Source organism: Paraburkholderia sp. A1RI-2L, from assembly GCF_048957375.1.
Lineage (GTDB): Bacteria > Pseudomonadota > Gammaproteobacteria > Burkholderiales > Burkholderiaceae > Paraburkholderia.
Genome location: NZ_JARBTA010000001.1, coordinates 1,127,504 through 1,152,262, shown reverse-complemented (window position 1 = coordinate 1,152,262; position 24,759 = coordinate 1,127,504). Strand labels below are relative to the sequence as shown.

Genomic DNA, 24,759 nt, shown 5'->3' with positions numbered 1-24,759 from the left:
CCGCGAGACCCATCCCGCTATCAATCGGCCAAATTGGGCCGGATCGAGCAGTTTGCGGTGCGGTTCCGTCAAAAGAGCCCGGTATTTTAGCAAACTATTGCCGCACTCAAATGGAATTGCCGTTCCTGCAGGACGATGGCGCTGACCGGGACGCAAAAACGGCCGCAAAACAGCCACACGATGGCCATGAAGCGACCATGAAGCGGCCATGAAACGGCCGGATTTCGCGCGTGGGTACGTGGCTGCGATGCGTGCTATCTCGCCTGAGGTATCCAGCAGGCGCCCGACCACTGGTAAGCTAGCGCTCGCGCCGGACGCCCCGCCGGCAACAGCCTCTGCCAACACAACTCTTCCAGTCGAGACACCATGCCCAACCAGTCGTTTGCTGACGCACCCGTCGTCGTCATTGCTCCCGATTCTTTCAAAGGCTCGCTCAGCGCGGATGGGGTCGCCGCCGCGATCGCCGATGGCATTCGCCGCGCCCGCGCCGACGCCGATATCCGCATCTGCCCGATGGCGGACGGCGGCGAAGGCACGCTCGACGCGATGCTCAGCGTAGGCGGCGAGCGCCGCGTGATCAATGTGGAAGGCGCGGCCGGCACACGGCGCGACGCTGCCGTCGGCCTGCTGCACGACGGCAGCGCCGTCGTCGAAACCGCCGAGATCGTCGGTATTACCGACCCGGTGGGCATGGGCGTGCCGGTCAACGCACGCAGCACGCGCGGCATGGGAGAAGCCATTCGCGCACTGCTCGACGAAGGCGTGCGCCGCTTCTATGTCGCGCTCGGCGGCAGCAGCACGAACGATGGCGGCGCGGGCCTTCTGGTCGGCCTCGGCCTGCAATTGTTCGACGCCAACGGCAATGCGCTCGCACCCACGCCGCAGGCGCTGGCGCAGCTCGCGCGGGTGGACGTCTCCGGGCTCGACGCACGGCTTGGCGAAGCCAGCTTCGTTGCGATGTCGGACGTCGACAATCCGCTCAATGGCGATCACGGCGCAACCGCGGTGTTCGGCCCGCAAAAAGGCGTGAAGCCCGAACAGGTCGCAACGATCGACGCCGCCCTCGTGCGTTTCGCCGATCTGCTCGAAGCGGCGCTCGGCCGCAGCGCGCGCAGCGAAGCCGGCGCGGGCGCCGCAGGCGGTCTCGGCTTTGCGCTGCGCATGCTCGGCGCGAGCTTCGAGCCCGGCGCCGAAGTCGTGGCGCGCACGATCGGCCTCGACGCAGCGCTCGCGGGCGCGCATTGGCTCATCACCGGCGAAGGCCGTTCCGACGTGCAGACGCTGCACGGCAAGGCGCCCTTCATCGCATGCCGCCATGCGCAGGCCGCCGGCGTGCCGGCCACGCTGCTGTCGGGCGCGGTCGATCCCACTGCCCTGCCGCGTCTCGCCGAACACTTCAGCGGCTGCTTCTCGCCTGCGCCGGGCCCGATCACGCTCGACACGGCCATCCGCGAAGCCGCCACGCTGCTCGCGAACGAAGCGGAGCAACTCACGCGCCTCAAGTACGGTTCGCGCGACGCCTGCTGACGCACCACCATAACGCGCCGCAAGCCCGAAGTTTTGTCTGACTTTAGTACGCGTTTTCGCCGGGTTTCGCAGTAAGGGATTAATAGATTCGTAGGCCCATTCCGGACGGGCCTACGAGGGTTCTTGCGCGTTGACCCGGGCGCTGGTTGAGGCAACAATCATGATACGCGCGGCATGATCGCGCGGACCTCACGCGACCAGACCAGGACGACCATGAAGGCAAGCAAAGCCGGACTCGAACAATTTCTGACCTATCGGCTCCATGTCCTCAACAAGCTGTCCGAACGCGGTGCGAGCGAGCGCTACCAGGCGAAGCTCGGCATCACGCTGCCGGAGGCACGTCTCATTGCCGCCGTGGGCGCGTTCGGCCCGTTTTCCGTGATGGAACTCGCGCGTCACGCGAATCTCGACAAGAGCCAGGCCAGCCGCGCCGCAGAGGCATTGATGCGCCGCGGCCTCATGCAACGCGACGCCAGCGAGGAAGATGGACGCCTCGTACTCGTTTCGCTCACAACCGACGGGCGCGCGCTCTATCGCAAGGTCATGCCCGTTGCGCGCAAGTGGAACGTGGACCTGTTCGCCTGTCTCGACGAGAAGGAACGCGAGTTGCTCAACCGCGCGCTGGAGAAAGTCATTGCGGCAGCCCAGGAAGAATCGTGATGCAGCACGCGCGATAAACGGAATAGATGGCCCGTGCGCATGATCGAGCGCGTGGGCGTCGAACAAAAAGGCCACGTACCCGGAAGTACGTGGCCTTTGCTTTTGGTGCGTGAGGCCGGACTCGAACCGGCACACCCTTGCGGGCGTCAGGACCTAAACCTGGTGCGTCTACCAATTTCGCCACTCACGCGAATTCCTTGCATGGCGGGACCGCTGCGAGCTCACGTGAGTGTGGGACGTGGGATCCATCGCGTGCGATACAAACCTGCACTGCGCCTCCGACGGCTGGATAAGCCACCCGCAAAGCGCAAGCGCGAGATTCTAACCGATTGCCTTGCGCTTGTCTGCACCCTGGCTGCGCATCCGGCCGCCTCCGATCGGCCCGCCGCAAACAAGTGCCGATGCTAGAATCGCCGCTCCGCAGCGACTTGCTCCGCGCGCCCCGTTGGGACGCCGGCGAATCCGCCCTTCCTCGCCCCCGAACGCCGTGAATTTCGACGAATACTGCCTGCAAAAAGCGGCCCCGCCCGGATCGAGCACCTACTACGCGCTGCGCCAGGCCAGCGCCGCCCGTCAACCGCTGCTCACCGCCCTGTTCGCGCTGCGCCGCGAGCTCGAGGAAACCGCCAAGGAAACGAGCGACCCCACGGTGGGCCGCACCAAGCTTGCATGGTGGCAAAAGGAACTGGCGGCGCTCGCTGCAGGCAACGCATCGCACCCCGTAACCCAGGCGCTCGCGCACCATCTGGACGGCACGGTCGCGATCGCGATCGATTCGCTGCTTCAGCAGTTGCTCGCCGGCTTCGAAATGGACTTCGAGCAGGCACGCTATCTCGACCTGCCGAATCTGCGCCGTTATATCGATGGTGTGGGCGGCACCTTCGCGACGCTCGTGGCCCAAGTTGGCGCGCGCACGGATGAAGCCCGCGCCGGCGCCGCGCGCTGGGCCGCGCCGCTCGGCAATGCGCTGATGCTGGCGCAATTCGTGCCCGAGATCGGCAACGATGCACGCCATGGCCGCATCTACGTGCCAATCGATGAATTGCAGCGCTACAACGTCACCGCGGCCGATCTGATCAATCGCCGCTATAGCGGTGAATTCACGGAACTCATGCAGTTCCAGACCGCCCGCGCGCGCGAAGCCGTGAACGCAGCGCTAGAGGCGATTCCCGTTGCGGAGCGCGGCCATCAGCGCACCTTGCGTGCGCTCGCGGCGCTCGAGCTTGCCTTGCTCGACGAAGTGGAGCGCGAAGGCTTTCAGGTGCTGCACCAGCAGATCGTGATCACGCCGATTCGCAAGCTCTGGATCGCCTGGCGCGCCGCCCGCCGCGCCTGATTGCCCAATGCGCCGACCGGCGCTGATGCCGATGCCGATGCCGGCGCTGGAACGCTTGCGCTATGCGCGCAGCAGCGGCAGCGTGTCGAAGCGTTGCTGCAGCACCGCCTGCGCGTCGAGCCCCCACCAGTTCGCCAGCACCGTCGCGTAAATCTGCCTGAAGTCGACGGCGACCGGCAAATTGCCGTTGCCGTCGAGGCGCGCGAGCTGCGGCGCCTCGCCATGAAGCCCGCCGGCCACCCGCCCGCCCGCGACAAAATGCGCTGAGGCCGTACCGTGATCCGTGCCACGGCTCTGGTTCTCGCGCACGCGTCGCCCGAACTCGGCATAGGTGACGATCAATGTGCGGTCCCAGCGCCCCATCTCGGCCAGCGCCGAACGCATCGCCACCATCCCCGCCGCGAACTGGCGCAACAGATCCGCATGCCGCTGGGGCTGGTTCTGATGCGTATCGAAACCGTTGAGCGTGAGCCGGATCACGGCCACACCCCGCCCCGGCACCGGCGCGGGCCCTTCTTGCGCGCCGGTCATGGTTGCGCCCGAGGCCAGTGCCTGCATCGCAGTTTTCACCGAAGTGCCGAAGGCGCCCCCCGGAAACGCAGTCTTCAGCACATACTGGCACTGGCCGGGACGCGGCCGCAACTGGTCGGCGGCACGGACGATTTCGTTCTCGACATCGAGGATATGGGCGAGCGCAGGATTGCGCTCCTTGAGCGCAACCGGCGTGACGAGCCGCGAAGCGCGCGCGAACTGCGCGGGATTGACGAGCGCAACAGCGTGCGCGCCATTCGCGAGCGGCCCCATCTCGGCGCTGCCGAGCACGAGGCCATCGGCCGCAAAGCCCGTCGGCACGGGCGCGCTTGCGAACGCGCGGGTAAGCCAGCCTTCGCGCAGGTATTGGTCGGCATTGGACGCCGTGTCCCAGATCTCGATCGAGCGGAAATGCGAGAGATTCGGCTGCGCATAGCTCACGCCCTGCACAATGGCGAGTTCGTGTTCGCGCCACATCGGCATGAGCGGCCCAAGCGCGGGATGCAGCGCCGAGCGTTCGTCGAGCTGGATCGCATCATCGCGACGCACGCCGATGTTCGCGCGATAGCGGTAATAGAGCGGATCCGCGAATGGCACGACGGTGTTCAACCCGTCGTTGCCACCTTTGAGCTCGATGAGAATCAGTAGATTGTCGTAGCCGCTAGCGCGACGCTGCGCGGCCATGTTGCCTTGCGCATGCGCCGCCGCGGGCAGCCACGATGCAGCGCCCGCGGCCGTCATCGCGGCTGCGGCGGCCAGAAAGTCTCGCCGCTTCATGCCGGGCCTCGCGGGTCCAGGCGACGCCGTGCCGCGCCGCGGTTGTCGTGGTAATCGATGCTGCTACCGATGCTTCTATCGTGATTGCTGGCGTTCATTTCAATCGCTCGACGCTGGCGTCATTGGATCACTTCTACCGGGTCACTTCAACTGATAGACCGGGTCCATCAGGAGTGCTTCGAGATACGCGCCCGCACTGCTGCCCGCCGCAATCGCGTCGACGGGCGCGAGCGGCAGCACGGCGTGCTGCATCTGCAACTGGGCGGACAAACCGGGCACGGCGTCGGCCGTCAGGCCGAAGTGCCCGAGCCAGCCGTCCAGATCGAAGCGCATGCCACCATGCATCGCGCCGCCCATGGGCGGACGCGCGGTCTCGGTGGCGCGAAAAAGCTGCTCGACGAACTGCTTTCGCGCCAGCAGCGTCGCGCTGTTGATCCACATGGCGCCGCCGGGCCAGCCCTTCACGTTCGGCGGATAGAACAGATTCTCGCCTAGCGCCGCCGAAGTGCGCGCGAACATCGTCGAATTCGCGTAGCTCACCCCGAAGCGGCGCACGGTGCCCGCGATGAATTCGACCGGCGAGCTCACCAGCACGCCGCGATTGCGCTCGTACCAGAACTCGGGCGAGACGAGCAGCGCGCCGAGCGCCGCCTTGACGTCGTAGCCACTCGCGCGAAAGCGTGCTGCCACCATGCCGAGCCGAGCCGGGTCCGGCGTATCCGAAACGAATTCGCGCCATAGCCTGGCCGAGATGAAACTCGCGGTGCGCGGCTCGCCCAGCAGGATATCGAGCACGGCGTCGCCGTCGAAGGGGCCGCTCCTGCCCAGCACGGTCTTCACGCCTTCGTCGTGCTGCGCCGGGCGCCAGACGTAGCGCCGCGTGTCGGGATCGACGCCCCAGCCCGTGTATGCACGCGCTGCCTCAGTCACGTCCTGCTGCGAATACTGCCCTTCGCCCAGCGTGAAGAGCTCCATGACCTCGCGCGCGAAGTTCTCGTTCGGCTTGCCTTTGCGGTTGCTGGCGCCGTCGAGATACAGCAGCATCGCCGGATCCTTCGCGACTTCGTGCAGCAGCGTCGCGAAGCTGCCCAGAGCGTTGCGCCTCAGCAGCGCATTTTGCTGCGCCATCAGCGTTGGCTCGCCAACCTTGTCCTGGCCCGACGTGAAATGGTTGTGCCAGAGGAGCGTCATGCGCTCGGTGAGCGGCGATGGCGTGACCAGAATTTCACGCATCCACCAGGCGCGCAGTTCGTCGTAGTGCAGGCGATGCTGACGCTGCACGTCGCGACGCGCCTCGGGGGTGAGGGTTTCGCGCTGCGCGCGGTTCAACGGGGGATCGGCGGTCCATGCAGGCAGCGGCGTCACTGCATCGGTGCGCGCCGTCGCCAGAACGCGCTCGACGGCCGCTACGCGCGTGAGCCCGACATAAGGCGCGATCTCGGCGGGCGCCGGCGCGAAGCCCGTGCGGATGAGCAGATGAGTGGCGTCGTCGGCGTCGAGGAGCGCGCTGTCCGGGGCTGTGGACACAGCCGGTGCGCTTGCCGCGCCATGACGATGCCCACGGCGCGCCGGTGGAACCGATGCAGGTCGTTGCGTGACTGACATGGGACTGAAACACGCAGGTTCGGCCCGCGCGCCCCCAGGAGACGAAGGTAACGAACTAACGATGCATGCGACGCATCTGTTGACGGCGCGTTGCTACAGGATTTTTCAGCGATGGAGAGAGGCGTCTTTAGCGACGCATAGGCGGGCCGCCCGATCAGCGCTTGTAAAGTTCGCGCACGGCGTCTTCGATGTGCTGGCGCAGGAGGCGGCGCTCGTCGGGCGTCATATGACCGTCACGCCGGCGCTGGTCGAGATCGGAGGGAACCGCCGCGCGCTGCGTGATGTCAGATGCAGGGCCAGCGGGCGTATCGGTACGCATCTTGCGCGCAGGCTGCTTCGCGCCAGTGCGGCGAGTATGGGCGGCGGACGCCTGGGAACCCTCCGGGAACGTCTGGGCATGGACGGGCGCCGTGTTCAATGCAGCCACGACGCCACTGGCCAACGCCAGTGCAATCATGTTATGGCGCATTGTCGGCCTGACCCCTCCCATCGTTTTGTTCCCTTCTTGACGCGGCAAACGGCTACCTCGAATTCATGTACGGACCCGGCTCGATACGGGCACTGGTTCGAAATTCGAATGAAGTATCTAACGAATGGCCGCTTTACGCAAAGAAGTCTATCTGTCAGTGCTTGAGCCCGTGCCACAGCATGGGTAAATTTTGTAACTGACTGTAACCTTATAATTGCTGCAAACTCGCACATCTTCTCAATCGCGCTAAGATGCCAGGCATGGAAACCAAGAACCCGTCCAAAATTCTCGTTGTCGACGACGACCCGCGGCTGCGGGACCTGCTGCGCCGCTACCTCGGCGAGCAGGGTTTCAACGTCTATGTGGCAGAAAACGCACCCGCGATGAACAAGCTGTGGGTGCGCGAACGTTTCGATCTGCTGGTGCTCGATCTCATGCTGCCGGGCGAAGACGGCCTGTCCATTTGCCGGCGCCTGCGCGGCAGCAACGATCGCACGCCCATCATCATGCTTACCGCCAAGGGCGAAGATGTGGATCGCATCGTCGGCCTCGAAATGGGCGCTGACGATTACCTGCCGAAGCCCTTCAACCCGCGCGAGCTGGTTGCGCGCATTCATGCGGTGCTGCGTCGCCAGGCGCCGTCCGAGTTGCCGGGCGCGCCTTCGGAAACCACGGAGGTGTTCGAGTTCGGCGAATTCGCGCTGAACCTCGCCACCCGCACGCTCACCAAGGCCGGCCAGGAAATCCCGCTCACCACGGGCGAATTCTCGGTGCTCAAGGTGTTCGCGCGCCATCCGCGCCAGCCGCTCTCACGCGAAAAACTCATGGAGCTCGCGCGCGGCCGGGAATACGAAGTGTTCGACCGCAGCCTCGACGTGCAGATCTCGCGTCTGCGCAAGCTGATCGAGCCCGACCCGGGCAGCCCGCGCTTCATCCAGACGGTCTGGGGCCTCGGCTACGTGTTCATTCCCGACGGTGCGGCCTGATACTCGACGGGGTCTCGTTGTCTGCACTGCCTTTGTTGAAACGGGAAGGGTCCATGCGGATTGACCGGCGTTTGCTGACGCTCGCGTTTGGCGATCTGTTCTGGCGCACCTTCCTGCTGATCGCCCTTCTCATCGCAGTCAGTCTCGCCGCGTGGTTCCAGAGCTTTCGCGTGATCGAGCGCGAGCCGCGCGCACAGCGCGTGGCGCTGCAGCTCGTCGCCGTCGTCAAGCTCACGCGCACTGCGCTCCTCTACTCCGATCCCGACTTGCGCCGCGCGCTGCTCCAGGACCTGGAGAGCAACGAGGGCGTGCGCGTCTATCCGCGCGAGGCCACCGACAAATACAAGCTTCAGCCTGACGAATCGCTCAATCGCCTGATCGAGCACGACATCCGCGGGCGTCTTGGCGACGACACCGTGATTGCGCAGTCGGTGAACGGCATTCCCGGCGTGTGGATCAGCTTCAAGATCGACGACGACGATTACTGGGTCGCGCTCGATCGCGACCAGCTCGACAACGTCACGGGCCTCCAGTGGGTCGGCTGGGGCGTATCCGCCCTCGCGCTCTCCCTGTTCGGCGCGGCATTCATCACGAGTCTCGTGAACCGGCCGTTCGCGCGGCTCGCCATGTCCGCGCGCATGGTGGGCTCGGGCCAATCGCCCGCGAAGCTGCCCGAAAGCGGCATGGGCGTGGCCGCCGAGACCAATCGCTCGTTCAACCAGATGGTGCGTGACCTCGAGCAGCTGGAGGCCGACCGGGCGCTCATGCTCGCCGGCATCTCGCACGATCTGCGCACGCCGCTCGCGCGGCTGCGGCTGGAAACGGAAATGAGTCCGTCCGACCAGGCGACCAAGGACGCGATGATCGACGACATCGAGCAGATGGACATGATCATCGGCCGTTTCCTCGACTATGCGCGGCCCGTGCAGCGCATGCCCGAGCGCGTCGACCTGTCGGTCATCGCGAGCGAAATGGCCGCGCGCATGGCCACCGAGGACGGCGTTCGCCTGATCACGCGTCTTGCGCCCACGGCCGTGATCGAAGCCGACGACACCGACATGCGCCGCGTGGTGGGCAATCTGATCGAAAATGCGCGCAAGTACGGCTTGAGCGAGTCCGACGGCATTCCTCACATCATGCTGGAAACCCGCGTCTCGCATTCGCGCGTGGAGCTTTCGGTGGTCGACGAAGGCCCCGGCATTCCCGAAGACCAGCTTCCGCTCGTCACACGGCCGTTCTATCGCGTCGACAGCGCCCGCACCCAGGCCAACGGCACGGGCCTCGGCATGGCCATCGTGCAGCGCCTCGTGGGCCGCTATCGCGGCGCGCTGCGCCTGCGCAATCGCGCGCCGGGGCCGGGTCTCGAAGTCACCATCGAGTTTCCGCTCGCCAAGGGCGCCTGAGTTTCAGCCTTTGCCCCGGTCCCGGCGCACGCCGGTGGCACGCGCGCTCCGCCCCTGCCACAATTAGCCCAAACATCGGGCCATGAGGCGCGCGCACGGGGCGCGCGTGCGCCCCGCGTTCAAGGAGCGACGCCATGAAAACCGTTGGCGACAAACTCGAAGCCTTCACGGTCACCGCCGCGAAACCCGGCTTCAACCAGCCAGAAGAAAACGGCGAGTCCGCGTTCATGGAGTTCACCGAGCGCAGCTTTCCCGACAAGTGGAAAGTGATCTACTTCTATCCGAAAGATTTCACGACGGTCTGCCCGACCGAGATCACGGCATTCGCGCAATTGCACAAGGAATTCGAAGACCGCGAGACCGTGCTGTTGGGTGGCAGTTGCGACAACGAATACGTGAAGCTCGCGTGGCGGCGCGAGAACAAGGCGCTCGACCGGCTGAACCACTATGCGTTCGGCGACGTGAAAGGCGAGTTGATCGACCAGCTCGGCATTCGCGATCAGGAAGCGGGCGTGGCGCTGCGGGCGACCTTCATCGTCGATCCGGACAATGTCATTCAGCACGTCTCGGTGAACAACCTGAGCGTCGGGCGCAGCGCCGCCGAAATCCTGCGCGTGCTCGATGGGCTGCAAACCGGCGAACTCTGCCCGAGCGATCGCGAGGTGGGCGGCGCGACGTTTTGAGGCACGCATGCTGAAAGCCGCGTGCACAGTTGCATGTGCAGGCCGCATATGCAGTGTGCGCACTGAGAGCGGCTCAACGCCGCCCCGCTCAGGTCCGCCCGACGGCCGCGCGCGCAGGCAGGCGACTACGGATCGCCGTGGCGAGCGGCTCCTTCCATTCGAGCACGCGCTTTTCCAGCAACTGCCACGACAGATGCGCAAGCAACACCGAAAGCGCGAACTGCATGACGAGCGACAGCAGGTCCTGCGCCAGCGGCGGCACGTGCAAGCTTGCGTAGAACGCCGGCGCCTCGCCCAGACGCGACGGCACCAGATTGTGGAACAGATAGAACCCGTAGCTGATAGTGCCGAGATACGCGAGCGGCCTGGCTTCCAGCGCGGTCGCGAGCAGGCTGTCCTGGCGTCGCACGAGCCATAGAAATACTGCACCGAGCGAAAGCGCCAGGCCGATATCGAGCAAGCCGGGCAAGATGGCGCGTTGTGCCGCTTCACAGGTGTCGCAATCGGCGCGCGCCAGCGCGAATGTCACGAGACCCGCGCATGCGAGCACGAACCAGGCGCCGCTTCGCACCCTCCCCTGGATCGGCACGCGGGCGCCGCCGATGGCCAGCACGCCGCCGAGCGCGAGCAAGGCGAAATTCCACGGCGAGAACGCATAGACGAGCGGCTCGATCGCACCAGTCGCGTAGAGCACGAGATGCGCGAGCGCCGCGCCGCAGATCATGACGACGCAAATCGCCAGATGATATGAAGCGCGCGTGAACAGCAGCGCAAACGGCGCGATCAGATAGAACTGCTGCTCGACCGCGAGGCTCCAGAAATGCGAGACCGAGCCCGGCCATCCATCATGGACAATGCCGATCCAGAAATTGGAGAGGAATACGTAATGCCAGGCGAGCCCGAGATCCACATCGCGTTGATAGAAGAACGCATGTGCGATCGTCAGCGCGATGAGCAGCAAATAATAGACCGGGAAGATGCGCAACGTGCGCTTGACGAAAAATACATAAAGCACCGCATCGCGGCGCGCTGTGCGTTGCTCGACGCGCAGGCGGTTGCGATGCAGTTCGCCGATGATGAGATAACCGCTGATGAGGAAGAACAGCCACACGCCGATCTTGCCTGCGTCGATTGCGTCGACGTGCGCCTTGTGCGAGAGGAACACCAGCATCACAGCCAGTGCCCGGAGACCGTCGAGGCCTTTCACGCGTCTTTCGAGTCTCGTCATGAACCTTTCCGCTTCCGGTACGACTTAATCCGCCTTGAGTATGCGGCGAAAAAAAACGGAAATTAATCGACAAGAAAAGCCAGGGCGGTGATTGCAGATGCAATCACCGCCCTGGGTACCGCAACAGGCACACGGCCTGCTAGACCCGCGTGAGCAGGACAGCCGCCTGCGCCTCGATGCCTTCGCCACGACCCAGATAGCCGAGCTTCTCGTTGGTTTTTGCCTTCACGTTCACGCGATCGAGCGGCAGTTGCAGATCTTCCGCAATGCATGCGCGCATCGCTTCGATATGCGGCGCGAGCTTCGGCGCCTGTGCAATCACGGTGGTGTCCACGTTCACGAGCGTGAAGCCCGCCTCCTGCACGCGGCGCATGCACTCGCGCAGCAGCACGCGGCTGTTCGCGCCGTAGAACTGCTTGTCGGTGTCCGGGAAATGGCGACCGATGTCGCCGAGCGCGGCGGCGCCGAACAGCGCGTCGGTGATCGCGTGCAAAAGCACGTCGGCGTCCGAGTGGCCGAGCAGCCCGCGCTCGTAAGGCACCGTCACGCCGCCGATGACGAGCGGACGTCCCGGCACGAGCGCGTGCACGTCATAGCCTTGTCCGATTCTGATATCCATATGAGGTCTTCCGTGTAGCTCTGTTGGCCGGCTCAATTGCCGGCCCGGTTTCCTGCTCAGTTGCCAGGATTGCGGCTGAGAATGGCTTCGGCGAGTGCGAAGTCCTCGGGGTAGGTCACCTTGAAGTTGCGCAGGCTGCCCTGCACGAGCCGCGGCGAATGGCCGAGCCATTCGATGGCGCTCGCTTCGTCGGTGAGATCGTGACCTTCTTGCTGTGCGCGCTCGATCGCCGTGCGCAGCATGCCGATGCGGAACATCTGCGGGGTCTGGGCCTGCCAGAGGCCATCGCGCGCTTCCGTGCGCGCGATGCGCGGGCCGCCCGGCACGTGCCGGGGCGCGACGCGCTTGAGCGTGTCGGCGACGGGCAGCGCCATGATGCCGCCCACGGGGTCGTCCTTGAGCGCTTCGACGAGCGAGCGGATCAGCGCGGGCGTGATGCCGGGGCGCGCGGCGTCGTGCACGAGCACCCAGTCGTCGTCGGTGGCGCCGAAGTCGGCCAGTGCGATCAGGCCGTTGTAGACCGACGCCTGGCGCGACGCCCCACCCTTGCGGCGCACCGCGAAGCGCAGGCCGGCGAAGCGGCGCGCGTCGAAATGGCTATCGTCGGGAGAAATAACCACGAGCGTCTGGGAGAATTCGCTGCATGCGTCAAATGCCGCGAGCGTATAGTGCAGGAGTTCGTGTCCGGCAACCGCCCGGTATTGCTTGGGCATCGCCGATCCCGAACGGCTGCCGGTGCCGGCACAGGGGATCAGGGCAAAAAGACGTGAGGTCACGGTATTGCAGGCCGCATGAGTCAAAGTAAAGGACGGATTTTATAATAGGTCCTTTGACCACACGTCAGCCGCTCGCTCAAGTCCCTCGGCCAGCGCCGCAACCTGCGTTGCCTGGCCGGCGTGGCGGATACGTTGGCCGCCCTTCGCAAGGCTGCGCGCGCCCTTTTGCCTTACGAATGGCTGTCGATAACCGGATCGCATGAGCGTTGCCTCGCGCGCTCCGCTACTGACACATCACTGACGCATACGATAAGCAGCGCCTCGCCACTCTGTTGCCCCTATGTCCGATATCGCCGCACCCAAGCAGTCGCCGTCTTCGTCCCCGGTCGCCATCGTCAAGCCGGGGCAGCGCTTTGCCTTCGACGGCACGCACGGCTCGTCCGATGCGCTCCTGATCGCCCGCTATCGCGAAGCCGCGCGTGCAAGCGCCCCGCTTCTGGCCGTGATCTGCGCGAGCGCCGTGGACGCCCAGCGCCTCGCCCAGGAAATCCCGTTCTTCGCGCCCGAAGCGCGCGTGCGCCTGTTGCCCGACTGGGAAACGCTGCCCTACGACACGTTCTCGCCGCACCAGGACCTCGTGTCCGAGCGCCTTGCGACGCTGCACGACCTCGGCGAGGGCCGCTGCGACATCCTCATCGTGCCGGCCACGACCGCGCTGTACCGCATGCCGCCCGCATCGTTTCTCGCGGCCTACACGTTCTCGTTCACGCAGGGCGAGCGCCTCGACGAGGCGAAGCTCAAGTCGCAGCTCACGCTGGCCGGCTACGAGCATGTGAGCCAGGTCGTGCGGCCCGGCGAATACTGCGTACGCGGCTCGCTGATCGACTTGTTCCCGATGGGCTCGCCGCTGCCGTACCGCATCGACCTTTTCGACGATCAGGTCGACTCGATCCGCGCCTTCGACCCGGACAACCAGCGCAGCCTCTATCCGGTCAAGGACGTGCGCCTCCTGCCAGGCCGCGAGTTCCCGTTCGACGAGGCCGCGCGCACGGCGTTTCGCAGCCGCTGGCGCGAGGTGTTCGAAGGCGATCCGAGCCGCGCGTCCATCTACAAGGACATCGGCAACGGCGTGCCTTCCGCGGGCATCGAGTACTACCTGCCGCTTTTCTTCGAAGAAACGGCCACGCTGTTCCACTATCTGCCCGAGCATGCGCAACTGGTGTTTTCTGGCGACCTGGACGCCTCGATCCGCCGCTTCACAGCCGACACGAAGCAGCGCCACGCCTTCCTCGCGCACGACCGCGAGCGGCCGATCCTCGAGCCCCAGCGCCTGTTCCTGACCGACGAGGACTTCTTCACGCTCGCCAAGCCCTTCGCGCGCCTCGCGCTGCCGGCCACGAGTGCGGGCGGCTGGGCCAACGCGCTGCCGAGCCTCGCGATCGACCGCCACGCCGACGACCCGCTCGCCGCGCTGCGCGGGTACCTCGACACCACGAAGAACCGTGTGCTGTTCGCGGTGGAGTCGGCGGGACGCCGCGAGACCATCGCGCAACTGCTGGCCGAGAACCATCTGCGCCCCGCCTCCGCGGACAGCTACGCAGACTGGCTCGGCAGCGACGAGCGTTTCGCGCTGGGCGTGGCGCCGCTCTCGACCGGGTTCGCGCTGCCCGGCGAAGGCCTTGCGATCATCACCGAGACCGAGCTCTACGGCCCGCTCGCGCGCCGCGCGGGACGCCGCCGCCAGGAACAGGCGAGCAACGTCGATTCGATGGTGCGCGACCTCTCCGAGCTCAAGGTGGGCGACCCGGTCGTGCACGCGCAGCACGGCATCGGCCGCTACCACGGGCTCGTGACGATGGACCTCGGCGAAGGCGACACCGAGTTCCTCCATCTCGAATACGCGAGTGCCAGCAAGCTCTACGTGCCGGTCTCGCAGTTGCACGTGATCTCGCGCTACAGCGGCGCGGATCCCGATAGCGCCCCGCTGCACGCGCTCGGCTCGGGCCAGTGGGAAAAAGCGCGCCGCAAGGCCGCGCAGCAGATCCGCGACACCGCCGCCGAACTGCTCAACCTCTACGCGCGCCGCGCTGCGCGCGAGGGCCACGCGTTCTCGCTCGAGCCGCGCGACTACGTGAGGTTTGCGGAAAGCTTCGGCTTCGAGGAAACGCCCGACCAGGCGGCGGCGATCGCGGCCGTGATCGGCGACATGACGAGCGGCAAGCCCATGGACCGCCTCGTGTGCGGCGACGTGGGCTTCGGCAAGACCGAAGTGGCGCTGCGCGCGGCCTTCATTGCCGTGATGGGCGGCAAGCAGGTCGCGATCCTCTCGCCCACCACGCTGCTCGCCGAGCAGCACACGCAAACCTTCACCGACCGCTTCGCCGATTGGCCCGTGCGCATCGCCGAGCTGTCGCGCTTCAAGTCCGCGAAGGAAGTGAGCAGCGCGATCCAGCAGATCAACGAAGGCAGCGTCGACATCGTGATCGGTACGCACAAGCTGCTCTCGTCCGATGTGCAATTCAAGCGCCTCGGGCTCGTGATCATCGACGAGGAACACCGCTTCGGCGTGCGCCAGAAGGAGGCCCTGAAGGCGCTGCGCGCCGAAGTGGACGTGCTCACGCTCACCGCCACGCCGATTCCGCGCACGCTCGGCATGGCGCTCGAAGGGCTGCGCGACTTCTCCGTGATTGCGACCGCGCCGCAAAAGCGCCTCGCCATCAAGACCTTCGTGCGCCGCGAGGAAGACAGCGTGATTCGCGAAGCGATGCTGCGCGAGCTCAAGCGCGGCGGCCAGGTTTATTTCCTGCACAACGAAGTCGAGACCATCGAGAACCGCCGCGCGATGCTCGAAGCGCTCGTACCCGAAGCGCGCATTGCGGTCGCGCACGGGCAGATGCACGAGCGCGAACTCGAAGCCGTGATGCGCGATTTCGTGGCGCAGCGCGCGAACGTGCTGCTGTGCACGACCATCATCGAGACCGGCATCGACGTGCCGACCGCGAACACCATCCTCATTCACCGCTCCGACAAATTCGGCCTCGCCCAGCTCCACCAACTGCGCGGCCGCGTCGGGCGCTCGCACCACCAGGCTTACGCGTATTTGCTCGTGCACGATCCGCAGGGGCTCACGAAGCAGGCGCAGCGCCGTCTCGAAGCGATTCAGCAGATGGAGGAACTGGGCGCCGGCTTCTATCTCGCGATGCACGACCTCGAAATCCGCGGCACCGGCGAAGTGCTCGGCGACAAGCAGTCGGGCGAAATTCACGAGATCGGCTTCCAGCTCTACACCGACATGCTCAACGACGCCGTGAAGGCGCTCAAGGACGGCCGCGAGCCGGATCTGAACGCGCCGCTCGCCGCAACCACGGAGATCAACCTGCACGCGCCCGCGATCCTGCCCGCCGACTATTGCGGCGACGTCCAGGAGCGCCTGTCGCTCTACAAGCGCCTCGCGAACTGCGAGCACGACGATTCGATCGACGGCATTCAGGAGGAGCTGATCGACCGCTTCGGCAAGATGCCGCCGCAGGCGCACGCGCTGATCGAAACGCATCGGCTGCGTCTCGCGGCCAAGCCGCTCGGCGTCACCAAGATCGACGCGAGCGAAGCCGTGATCGGGCTGCAGTTCGTGCCGAATCCGCCTGTCGACGCCATGCGCATCATCGAAATGGTGCAGAAGCACAAGCACATCAAGCTCGCGGGGCAGGACAAGCTGCGCATCGAAACACGCAGCCCCGACCTCGCGGTGCGCGTGGCGACGGTCAAGGAGACCCTGCGCGCGCTCGGCGCGCCGGCGCGGGCGGCGGCACGCTGAATGCGCCTTGGCGCGGGGCGGATGTTGCACCGCGCCATTGCACACCCGGGCTGCTTCGCCCGGGTCGTTTTGGCTTGAGCGATTCTTTTTGGGTAATATGGATAGACAAGCAAGCTGGAGTCCATCATGACCATCGCCGCTGATTCAGCGCAGTCGTCCACGCCGTCTTCCCAAGCATCGTCATCCACCTCTCTCCCCGCTGCGCTCCCCTGGGTCACCCGCCTCGTGTCGATGGACACGGTCAGCCGCCATCCGAATCTCGGGCTGATCGAGACCGTGCGCGACGACCTGCGCGCGCGCGGCATCGAAGCGACGCTCACCTACGGCCACAACGGCAAATGGGCCAACCTGTTCGCCACCTTGCCCGCCCACGACGGCTCGACCGACGGCGGCATCGTGCTGTCGGGCCACACCGACGTGGTGCCCGTCGACGGCCAGAAGTGGGACAGCGACCCGTTCAAGCCCGAGATTCGCGACGGCCTGCTGTATGGACGTGGCACTTGCGACATGAAGGGCTTTATCGGCACGGCGCTCTCGCTCGTGCCCGAGATCCAGCAGATCAAACTCGCGAAGCCGCTGCATCTCGCGCTCTCGTTCGATGAGGAAGTCGGCTGCGTGGGCGCCCCGCTCATGATCGAAGATCTCGTCAAGCGCGGCGTGAAACCGGAGGGCTGCATCGTTGGCGAACCCACGAGCATGCGCCCGATCGTGGCGCACAAGGGCATCAACGCGTATCAATGCTGCGTGCGCGGCCATGCTGCCCATTCGTCGCTCACGCCGTGCGGCCTGAATGCCATCGAATACGCGGCGCGCCTGATCTGCTACATCCGCGATATGGCCGACGAGTTCCGCGCGAAGGGCCCATTCGACGAGCTCTACGACGTGCCGTTCACGACCGCGCAAACCAGCACGATCGAAGGCGGCAACGCGATCAACACGGTGCCGGCCGAATGCCGCTTCGCCTTCGAATTCCGCAACCTGCCCACACTCGACCCCGACGCGATCTTCGCGCGCATCGAGCAATACGCGCGCGAAACGCTCGTGCCGAAGATGCAGCGCGAAAATGCAGCGGGCGCGATCGAGTTCATGAAAATCGCTGCCGCGCCGGGACTCGACGACAGCGAGCAAACCGCGATCACCCAGCTCGTGCGCGCGCTCACCGCCGACCGCACGCGGCGCAAGGTAGCGTACGGCACAGAAGCGGGCCTCTTCGCGCGTGCAGGCATTCCGAGCGTGGTGTGCGGCCCGGGCGACATCGAGCAGGCGCACAAGCCCAACGAATTCGTCTCGCTCGACCAGCTCGCGGCGTGCGAGGGCTTCCTGCGCAAGCTCGTGCACGGCCTTTCGGTTCAGGCGCGGGCACAGTAGTCACCGAGGCCATCCTCCGCAACACACTCGTCCCGCGCGCAGGTCCAACGCCATGTCAACCGCCACGCCGCTGCCCACCGATCGCACGATCGACGGCGAACCCGTTCCAACCCTGGACGAGATCGCCTCGCAGCACTTCATGCTGGCGCCGTGGGTGCTGCGCACGCCGGTGTTCGACCGCCACGACCTGCCCTCGCTCGGCGGCACGCACGTCAACTTCAAGTTCGAACTGCTGCAGGCGAGCGGCAGCTTCAAGGTGCGCGGCGCGTTCACGCACCTGCTCGCGCTCAGCGCGGCGCAGCGCAGTGCGGGCGTCACCTGCGTCTCGGGCGGCAATCATGCGATCGCCGTCGCGTACGCGGCAAAGCGGCTTGGCATCGGCGTGAAGGTCGTGCTCTTTCGCAGCGTGAGCGAAGCGCGCGTCGAGCAGTGCCGAAGGCTGGGCGCCGAAATCGTGCGGGCCAACGACAACCGCGAGGCATTCGAGATCGTGCGCCGCATCGAGGCCGAGGAAGGCCGCTACTTCGTGCACCCGTTCAACGGCTGTCGCACCGTGCTCGGCACGGCGACGCTCGGCTACGAATGGGCGACCCAGGCACCCGATCTCGACGCCGTGATCGTGCCGATCGGCGGCGGCGGGCTGGCCGCGGGCGTCGCCACGGCGCTGCGCCTCGCCAACCCGCGCGTGCGTGTCTACGGCGTGGAGCCCGAGGGCGCTGACGTAATGAGCCGCAGCTTCGCGGCGAATCACACGGTGCGCATGACCCACATGCAGACGATTGCCGACTCGCTCATGTCGCCGCACACCGAGCAGTACAGCTATACGCTATGCCGCCGCCATGTCGAGCGCGTCGTCACGGTCTCGGACGACGCCCTGCGCACGGCGATGCGCCTGCTCTTCGACGAACTGAAACTGGCCGTCGAGCCGGCCTGCGCAACAGCCACCGCGGGCCTTTACGGGCCGCTGCGCGACACGCTCGAGGGCAAGCGCGTGGGCGTCCTGCTGTGCGGGACCAATACCGACCCGCAACGCTTTAGCGAGCAGATCGAGCAGGCTCACTGAGGCCGCGCGACGCGGGGCCGGCCATCGACACAATGTCATGCAGTGTCAAATCGCTACCGCATTGCAGATGCGTTCGCTATCATTGCGCCATTGTGCCCTTACGCCCCCCGGCCTTTGCCGCCCCGTTCAAGGAGAGCCCGCTCATGAGCATCATCAAGGAGTTCAAGGAGTTTGCCGTCAAAGGCAATGTGATGGATCTCGCAGTCGGTGTGATCATCGGCGGCGCCTTCTCCACCATCGTCAACTCGGTCGTGAAGGATCTCATCATGCCGGTGATCGGCGTCGTCACGGGCGGCCTCGACTTCTCGAACCTGTTCGTCCGGCTCGGCCACATTCCCGACACCTTCAAGGGCAATCCCGACTCGTACAAGGATCTGCAAACCGCCGGCGTGGCCGTGTTCGGCTACGGTGCGTTCATCACGGCGCTGATCAACTTCGTGATCCTCGCCTTCATCATCTTTCTGATGGTGAAATTCGTGAACAAGCTGCGCCAGTCGGAACCGCCCGCGCCGGCCGCACCGCCGCCCACGCCCGAAGACGTGTTGCTGCTGCGCGAGATTCGCGACTCGCTCAAGAAGTAAGGACAGTCAAAAAAAGCCCGCTTTCGCGGGCTTTTTTTTCGATCTCGCGGGCGATGCTCACGCCACCGATGCATCGCCTGCGCGCTGTGTCACCGTCGCTTCGATCAAACGCTCGAGTTGCTCGAAATTCACGGGCTTCGTGAGATGCGCGGTGAAGCCGGCGTCGAGACTGCGGCGCACATCGTCGTCGGTGCCGAAGCCCGTGAGCGCGATGGCCGGCGCCGCCGACTCCTTGCGGAATGCACGGATGAAGTCGATGCCCGAGCCGTCCGGCAAACCGATATCGCTCACCACCAGATCGAAATGCTGCGCGGCCGTGAGAGCGAGCGCGCTGGCCACGCTCGCGGCCACTGAAACGTCGTGGCCGAGCGTGCGAATCAATTGCGACATGACCTCGGCCGTGTCGTCGTGGTCCTCGATCAGGAGGATGTCGAGCGCACCCGCACGGTGCGGCCCGCTGTGGTCCGCAGGGCGAGCGGCGCCCGAAGCGGGCGCCGCAGTCGGCAGCACGATCGTGAAGGTCGCGCCGCAATGCGACCCCGGGCTCTTCGCGCTCACGGTGCCGCCATGCGCCTCGGTCAGCGCCTTCGTCACCGCGAGGCCGAGGCCGAGGCCGCCGAACTGCCGCGTCATGTTGTGGCTACCCTGCTCGAAGGCGTGAAAGAGCTTGCCGATCTGGTCAGGCGCGATACCTATGCCGGTGTCCTCGACTTCGATCACTACATGCATGCGCTCATCGCGGGTGCGCACGAAAATATGGCCGCCGTCGGGCGTAAATTTCGCCGCGTTGCGCACGAGATTCCAGAACATCTGCTGCATTCGCGCGCGGTCGCCGCGCACGTAGTGATGCTGCGCCAGTCGCTCGACGTGCACGTCCTGCTGCTTGATCTGGATTTCGCTGTGAAAGAGTTCGAGCACCGCGTCGATCACCTCGTGCACGTCGACCGTGTCGAGCGTGAGGCTCAGCTTGCCGTTCGCGACGCGCGTGAGATCGAGCAGATCGTCGATCAGGCGCGCCTCGAGTTCGATATTGCGGCGAATCATCAGCACGCCCGCACGCGCGGCGTCGGGCAAGCCGTCAATCTGCTCGAGCAGGCGCGTACCAGCCAGCACGGGCGTAAGCGGCGTGCGCAACTCGTGCGAAAGCATCGCCAGAAAGCGGTCCTTTGCGCGATTGGCTTCTTCAGCCGCCTGGCGCGCGGCCTGCTCGGAGGCCAGCAGCAGCTCGCGCTCTTCGTTCGACTCGCGCTGCGCATGGATGTCGGTGCAACTGCCGAACCACTTGTTGACGCCGCCGCGTGGATCGCGCATGGCAACGATTCGGACGTCGAACCATCGGTATGCGCCGTCGTGGCGCAGAATACGCAGTTCGTGTCGGTAATCGTCGTTGGCGGTGCGCACGGCTTTGAGCCAGGTGTCGCGAATCTCGTCGCGGTCGTCCGGATGCACGGCGTCGAGCCACGCAAGGCCGTGCGTCGTGTCGGCGTCGATGCCCGTGTATTCGCGCCACTGCTTCGAAAGAAAATCGCACTCGCCATCCGCCCCGCAGGTGAACACGAGGTGCGGCAGCGCTTCGGACAACGTGCGGTAGTGCTCTTCGCGATCGCGCAGAAGCAGCGCCTGGTCGGAGGCGCGCTGCAGCGCGACCTGGGCGAGCACGCGCGCCACCGCTTCGGGCAAGTAGTCGAGGTAATCGCCCGACTTCGGCACCACGTCGGAGACGCCCGCGCGCAGCGCGGCGATCACGCGCGATTCGTCGGTGAAACCGGTGACGAGAATCGCCGGCACGCGCACGTCCTCGGCACGCAGACGGCGGAAAAAGTCGAGGCCGGTCTCGGCGCCGTCCAACTGGTAGTCGAGCACGAGCACGTCGGGCGTGCGCGCCGCGAGCACCGCGCGCGCCTCGCCAACGCCCGTGCTCGTGTCCACGCGCGCGCCGGCCCGCACGAGCGATTTGCGCGCGAGCCGCAGAATGCCCTCGTCGTCGTCGACGACGAGCACGTGCGCGCCCGCCAACATCGGCGCCCCTTCGTTCAAATCATTCATGCCGTTCATGCCGCTCATGCGTCGAGCATTCCTTGTGGCTGGCGCCGCGCCGCTGACGCGGGCAGTATCGATATTGTCGTGGTGATCCTGCGTGAATCGAAAACATCAAGGACGCAAGAAGCGATGCCCCGGCGGCAGCTTGACGACCTGGAGAAAAAATCCAAGCCGCCGCACCGCCTCGATGAATGCGTCATATTCGACGGGTTTCGTGATGTACACATTGCAGCCCAGTTCGTAACAACGCTCGATCTCGCGCGGATCGTCGGTCGTGGTGAGCACGATCACCGGCACTGAAGCGGTCACGGGATCGGCCTTCAACCGCCGCAGCACTTCGAAGCCGTCCACGCGCGGCATGCGCAGATCCAGCAGCACGACGAAATTCGCCAGTTCTTCCCGCGACGGGTAATTCGACGCTGCAACGGCGTCGGCACCCGGCGTGCCAAAGAAGTAATCGAGCGCCTCCTGGCCGTCGCGAAAACGCAAAAAGCCGTTGGACACGCCCGAGCGCCGCAGGTTGCGTTCGACCAGCGTGGCATGCCCATCGTCGTCTTCGATCAGCACGATGCTCACGCGCCGCCCTGGCTCGCCCGGCTCGGCCGCCAGGTCGGCTCGCGCGCCGCCCGGGTGCGGATCCGGCTGCGTCCCCGCGCTGTCGTCCGCCTTCTTTTCAGCCCTCTCTCCCTCTCTCATACCGCTCTCCGACGTTTCCTCATGCGATTCAATGGTCGTGCCCTCATGCTGCACGCAGCGGCTCGTCGGGCAGCGCGACGAAGAAAGTGGAACCCGCGCCTTCCGTCGACTCGGCCCAGATGCGGCCGCCATGGCGCTCCGCAATGCGGCGCGCGAGCGCGAGCCCCGTGCCCTGCCCGTCCGACTCGCCGCCGTGCAGACGCTGGAACGCACGAAAGAGTTTGGGCAGATACGCAGCCGGGATTCCGATGCCATTGTCGCGCACATAATAGGTCCGGGTGCGCGTGCCCGATATGCGCGAGGCATCACGCGCGGTGGCGCCGGCAATCGCGGAAGACGTGACGAGCGACGTGGCGGACAGCGTCGCACGGCCCTGTGCGCCCTCGCCCAGCTCCAGTGCGCCGATTTCCACATGCCCGGGCCGCGCCGGATCGAGATGACGCAAGGCGTTGTCGATCAGGTTGCCGAAGATCTGCTCGAGCGCCGCGGGGTCGCCCCACGCGGGCGGCAGCTCGCGCACCTCGATGCACGCCTGCTGCGCGAGCCCCGCTGCGAGGCCGGCGAGCGCGCGCTCGACAATTCGCCCCACATTTACGCGCTGCCAGCGGTACTCGAGCCGCCCGGCGCGCGACATGCGCAGCAGCGCGTCGATGATGGCTGCCGCGCGCGCCACGGCCTGGCGCAGGAATTGCAGCGATTCGTCGACATCGCCGTCCAGCACTTCCATCATGTGCCGGAGCTCGGTAGGCGGCAGATCGGCCAGATCGATCTGCTCGCGCAGATCGCTGCACGAAACCTGCAATTCCTTCGAAAAGCCCTGCAGGTTCACGAGCGGCGAGCGCAGGTCGTGTGAGACGCTGTAGATGAACATCTCGTTGTCCTGGCTCTCCTGGCGCAGATTGTCGTTGGCGGCGGCGAGATCCGCGGCGCGCTCCTGCAATTGCGCCTTGAGCGCCGTCTGTTCATGCTCGGCTTCGTTCAGGCGCCGGCTCGTCTGGTTGAGCACGGCGTCGAGCGAGGCAATTTCGTCGTTGCCGGCAAGCGGCGGCGCGAGCGCCACGCCAACGCTGAGCCGTTGCGCATTGGCGCTCAGCGTGGCAAGGCGCAGGCTCACATTGCGCGCGAACACTGCTGCGGTGGCGGCCCAGACCAACATCGACCCGGCGACCGCGAAGATGAGCGCATCCTGCTGCCGCTCGCGGCTCTTGCGCAGCGAGGCGCTGCGCGTTTCGTCAAAGCGCGTTTGTTCGGCGATGAACGCATCCAGCTCGCTGCGCACCGCGTCGATTTCCGGCGGCAGGCCGATGCCGCCCGTATACGTGAAGCTCCCGGCATTACCGCCGCGCAGCGCGTCGGCCACCTTTCCACAGCTCGCGCGCCACGTTCGCGCATAGTCGTTGATGCGCTGGATGCGCGCGAGCTGCCTGGGGTTGTCGCTCACCATATGCTCGAGCAGCGCGATGCGGTCGGAGAATTCGGCCCAGACAGCGCGACGGTCGATGAACGAGGGATCTTCGAGCACGATCGCCGTGCGGACCCGCGCGGCCTCGCGCAACAGCGGATGGGCGAGGCCCGCGGCCTGCCAGAGAATCTGCTTGCTGTTCTCGGCGCTCTTCGCGGCCAGGGCGGCCTCGCCTTGCGTATCGAATACGAGGCCGAGCAGCGCGAGTTCGATTGCGCTCGGTATCGCGATCAGCAAAAGCCCCTTGGCGAACAGTTTCATGTCTGTCTGATTAGATGCCGCTCCGGGCCGCGCTTGCGCGCCGGACCTCCCCGCCCGGCCACCCCAGGCCAGGTCCTCGCGTGCCGCGAAAAGGCCGCGCCGCCCGTGCCGAATCATTATCCCCGGTCGATTATGAGATTACAACGTATGTGGTGACCCGCACCACGTAGTGAGAAAAGCCGGCATTTTCCAGAGAAATCGTCACACTGCGCGCGCGTGCAGGTCTATTATTGAGACCGGAGATAAGTAAATGGTAGCGAGAGAGCGCCGGGATACCTACATGAGCGCGACGTGTGGTCCGGCATGGCGTTTGCCTGACACAACGAGGGTGTCGACAGGGTCCTCACGGGCCTGAGTCCTCGTGAACTGGCAGATCGGTATGCTTGAGGGATCGACGTGCGGCGCACCAGTCCGGGAGTGGTCGCATGGGAACGCTGCGTTTTTTGCAATCCACCTTTTTCAGGCGAATTTTTATGTCCTTCCCGAAAAAGCGTAAACGCATCAGGGCGGATGGCGACGAGTCGTTTCTCGCCGTACTCAGCCACTTCAAGCCGTTTGGTCAACTCGACACCAAGATTGCACGTGCGCGCGCGCAGGACGAACCAGTGCTCTATGCACACGTGCTGCCTGGGCTCGATGTGCTGTTATGCAGCGTCCGCGGTGCGCATCCGCCCTATCCCGGCACGAGCGAATTGCGCCGGCGCTGCATCGAATCGATCGCGCATGCACTCGAGCAGCCGATCGAGGGGCTCGAGAACGGCGGCTACTGGTACGAAGCCGACGGCTTCGGCTTTCTCGTGTTCGCGAGCCGGGCGCGCGGGCGAATCCTGCCCGAGTTCGGCGGGACGCGGCCCGGCATCAGCTTGCGGCACGTGGCACGCCGCCAGGACACCACCGGCGATCCCGCGCCGCGCCAACAGTTGCGCTGAGCCAT

The 24,759-nt window shown here is 65.7% G+C and carries 20 protein-coding genes and 1 tRNA gene; 11 read left to right on the top strand and 10 right to left on the bottom strand.

Annotated elements, in window-relative coordinates; all coding sequences use genetic code 11:
* The first annotated feature begins 366 nt into the window (after positions 1-366).
* Positions 367-1,527 carry a glycerate kinase gene (locus tag PWP93_RS05480; protein WP_421043748.1) on the top strand — a complete coding sequence of 387 codons (1,161 nt, stop codon included), beginning with the start codon at positions 367-369 and terminating at the stop codon, positions 1,525-1,527.
* 213 nt (positions 1,528-1,740) lie between these two features.
* Positions 1,741-2,187 carry a MarR family winged helix-turn-helix transcriptional regulator gene (locus PWP93_RS05475; RefSeq protein WP_421024022.1) on the top strand — a complete coding sequence of 149 codons (447 nt, stop codon included), beginning with the start codon at positions 1,741-1,743 and terminating at the stop codon, positions 2,185-2,187.
* Between the two features lie 103 nt (positions 2,188-2,290).
* On the opposite strand, the gene PWP93_RS05470 is transcribed toward PWP93_RS05475, so the two are convergent.
* Positions 2,291-2,377, bottom strand: a tRNA-Leu gene (locus PWP93_RS05470).
* 297 nt (positions 2,378-2,674) lie between these two features.
* Here PWP93_RS05470 and PWP93_RS05465 point away from each other — a divergent pair.
* Positions 2,675-3,523: a squalene/phytoene synthase family protein gene (locus tag PWP93_RS05465; protein WP_421043747.1), complete on the top strand. Its 849-nt coding sequence runs from the start codon at positions 2,675-2,677 to the stop codon at positions 3,521-3,523.
* Positions 3,524-3,583: 60 nt separating this feature from the next.
* Here the strand turns inward: PWP93_RS05465 and PWP93_RS05460 are convergent, their stop codons facing one another.
* From PWP93_RS05460 to PWP93_RS05450, 3 genes are all read right to left on the bottom strand, one after another.
* Positions 3,584-4,831, bottom strand: a complete 1,248-nt coding sequence (locus tag PWP93_RS05460; protein ID WP_421043746.1) for a DUF1501 domain-containing protein — start codon at positions 4,829-4,831, stop codon at positions 3,584-3,586.
* Positions 4,832-4,972: 141 nt separating this feature from the next.
* On the bottom strand, positions 4,973-6,436 hold the full coding sequence (locus PWP93_RS05455; RefSeq protein ID WP_421043745.1) for a DUF1800 domain-containing protein: 1,464 nt from the start codon (positions 6,434-6,436) through the stop codon (positions 4,973-4,975).
* Between the two features lie 154 nt (positions 6,437-6,590).
* Positions 6,591-6,893, bottom strand: coding sequence for a hypothetical protein (locus tag PWP93_RS05450; RefSeq protein ID WP_421024026.1), 303 nt, complete (start codon positions 6,891-6,893; stop codon positions 6,591-6,593).
* Positions 6,894-7,156: 263 nt separating this feature from the next.
* Between PWP93_RS05450 and ompR the strand changes: the two genes are divergently transcribed.
* The 3 genes from ompR (at position 7,157) to PWP93_RS05435 (ending at position 9,977) form a co-directional block, all read left to right on the top strand.
* Positions 7,157-7,891 carry a two-component system response regulator OmpR gene (gene ompR / locus PWP93_RS05445; protein WP_027814652.1) on the top strand — a complete coding sequence of 245 codons (735 nt, stop codon included), beginning with the start codon at positions 7,157-7,159 and terminating at the stop codon, positions 7,889-7,891.
* A gap of 53 nt (positions 7,892-7,944) precedes the next feature.
* Positions 7,945-9,294, top strand: coding sequence for an ATP-binding protein (locus PWP93_RS05440; RefSeq protein WP_421024027.1), 1,350 nt, complete (start codon positions 7,945-7,947; stop codon positions 9,292-9,294).
* A gap of 134 nt (positions 9,295-9,428) precedes the next feature.
* Positions 9,429-9,977, top strand: a complete 549-nt coding sequence (locus PWP93_RS05435; protein ID WP_213295396.1) for a peroxiredoxin — start codon at positions 9,429-9,431, stop codon at positions 9,975-9,977.
* A gap of 88 nt (positions 9,978-10,065) precedes the next feature.
* Here the strand turns inward: PWP93_RS05435 and PWP93_RS05430 are convergent, their stop codons facing one another.
* The 3 genes from PWP93_RS05430 to ispD form a co-directional block, all read right to left on the bottom strand.
* Positions 10,066-11,205 carry an acyltransferase family protein gene (locus tag PWP93_RS05430; RefSeq protein WP_421043744.1) on the bottom strand — a complete coding sequence of 380 codons (1,140 nt, stop codon included), beginning with the start codon at positions 11,203-11,205 and terminating at the stop codon, positions 10,066-10,068.
* Positions 11,206-11,344: 139 nt separating this feature from the next.
* Complete coding sequence (ispF, locus tag PWP93_RS05425) at positions 11,345-11,824, bottom strand: 2-C-methyl-D-erythritol 2,4-cyclodiphosphate synthase (RefSeq protein ID WP_421024029.1); 480 nt, start codon at positions 11,822-11,824, stop codon at positions 11,345-11,347.
* 56 nt (positions 11,825-11,880) lie between these two features.
* Entirely contained in the window at positions 11,881-12,600 is a 720-nt protein-coding gene (gene ispD, locus PWP93_RS05420; protein WP_421043743.1) for a 2-C-methyl-D-erythritol 4-phosphate cytidylyltransferase, read from the bottom strand.
* A 280-nt stretch (positions 12,601-12,880) separates the two neighbouring features.
* Between ispD and mfd the strand changes: the two genes are divergently transcribed.
* From mfd to mscL, 4 genes are all read left to right on the top strand, one after another.
* Complete coding sequence (gene mfd, locus PWP93_RS05415) at positions 12,881-16,354, top strand: transcription-repair coupling factor (RefSeq protein ID WP_421043742.1); 3,474 nt, start codon at positions 12,881-12,883, stop codon at positions 16,352-16,354.
* A 126-nt stretch (positions 16,355-16,480) separates the two neighbouring features.
* A complete protein-coding gene (gene argE / locus PWP93_RS05410) occupies positions 16,481-17,722 on the top strand; it encodes an acetylornithine deacetylase (protein ID WP_421043741.1) in 1,242 nt (413 codons plus the stop codon).
* 52 nt (positions 17,723-17,774) lie between these two features.
* Positions 17,775-18,785 carry a threonine/serine dehydratase gene (locus PWP93_RS05405; protein ID WP_421043740.1) on the top strand — a complete coding sequence of 337 codons (1,011 nt, stop codon included), beginning with the start codon at positions 17,775-17,777 and terminating at the stop codon, positions 18,783-18,785.
* 143 nt (positions 18,786-18,928) lie between these two features.
* Positions 18,929-19,366, top strand: coding sequence for a large conductance mechanosensitive channel protein MscL (mscL, locus tag PWP93_RS05400; protein WP_421024034.1), 438 nt, complete (start codon positions 18,929-18,931; stop codon positions 19,364-19,366).
* Positions 19,367-19,423: 57 nt separating this feature from the next.
* Here the strand turns inward: mscL and PWP93_RS05395 are convergent, their stop codons facing one another.
* The 3 genes from PWP93_RS05395 to PWP93_RS05385 form a co-directional block, all read right to left on the bottom strand.
* A complete protein-coding gene (locus PWP93_RS05395; protein WP_421043739.1) occupies positions 19,424-21,430 on the bottom strand; it encodes a response regulator in 2,007 nt (668 codons plus the stop codon).
* Between the two features lie 87 nt (positions 21,431-21,517).
* Complete coding sequence (locus tag PWP93_RS05390; RefSeq protein WP_421043738.1) at positions 21,518-22,102, bottom strand: response regulator; 585 nt, start codon at positions 22,100-22,102, stop codon at positions 21,518-21,520.
* A 43-nt stretch (positions 22,103-22,145) separates the two neighbouring features.
* A complete protein-coding gene (locus PWP93_RS05385; protein WP_421043737.1) occupies positions 22,146-23,825 on the bottom strand; it encodes a sensor histidine kinase in 1,680 nt (559 codons plus the stop codon).
* 425 nt (positions 23,826-24,250) lie between these two features.
* Here PWP93_RS05385 and PWP93_RS05380 point away from each other — a divergent pair, with 425 nt between their 5' ends.
* Positions 24,251-24,754 (top strand): hypothetical protein, encoded by a 504-nt coding sequence (locus tag PWP93_RS05380; protein ID WP_421043736.1) that lies wholly within the window; start codon positions 24,251-24,253, stop codon positions 24,752-24,754.
* Positions 24,755-24,759 lie beyond the last annotated feature (5 nt).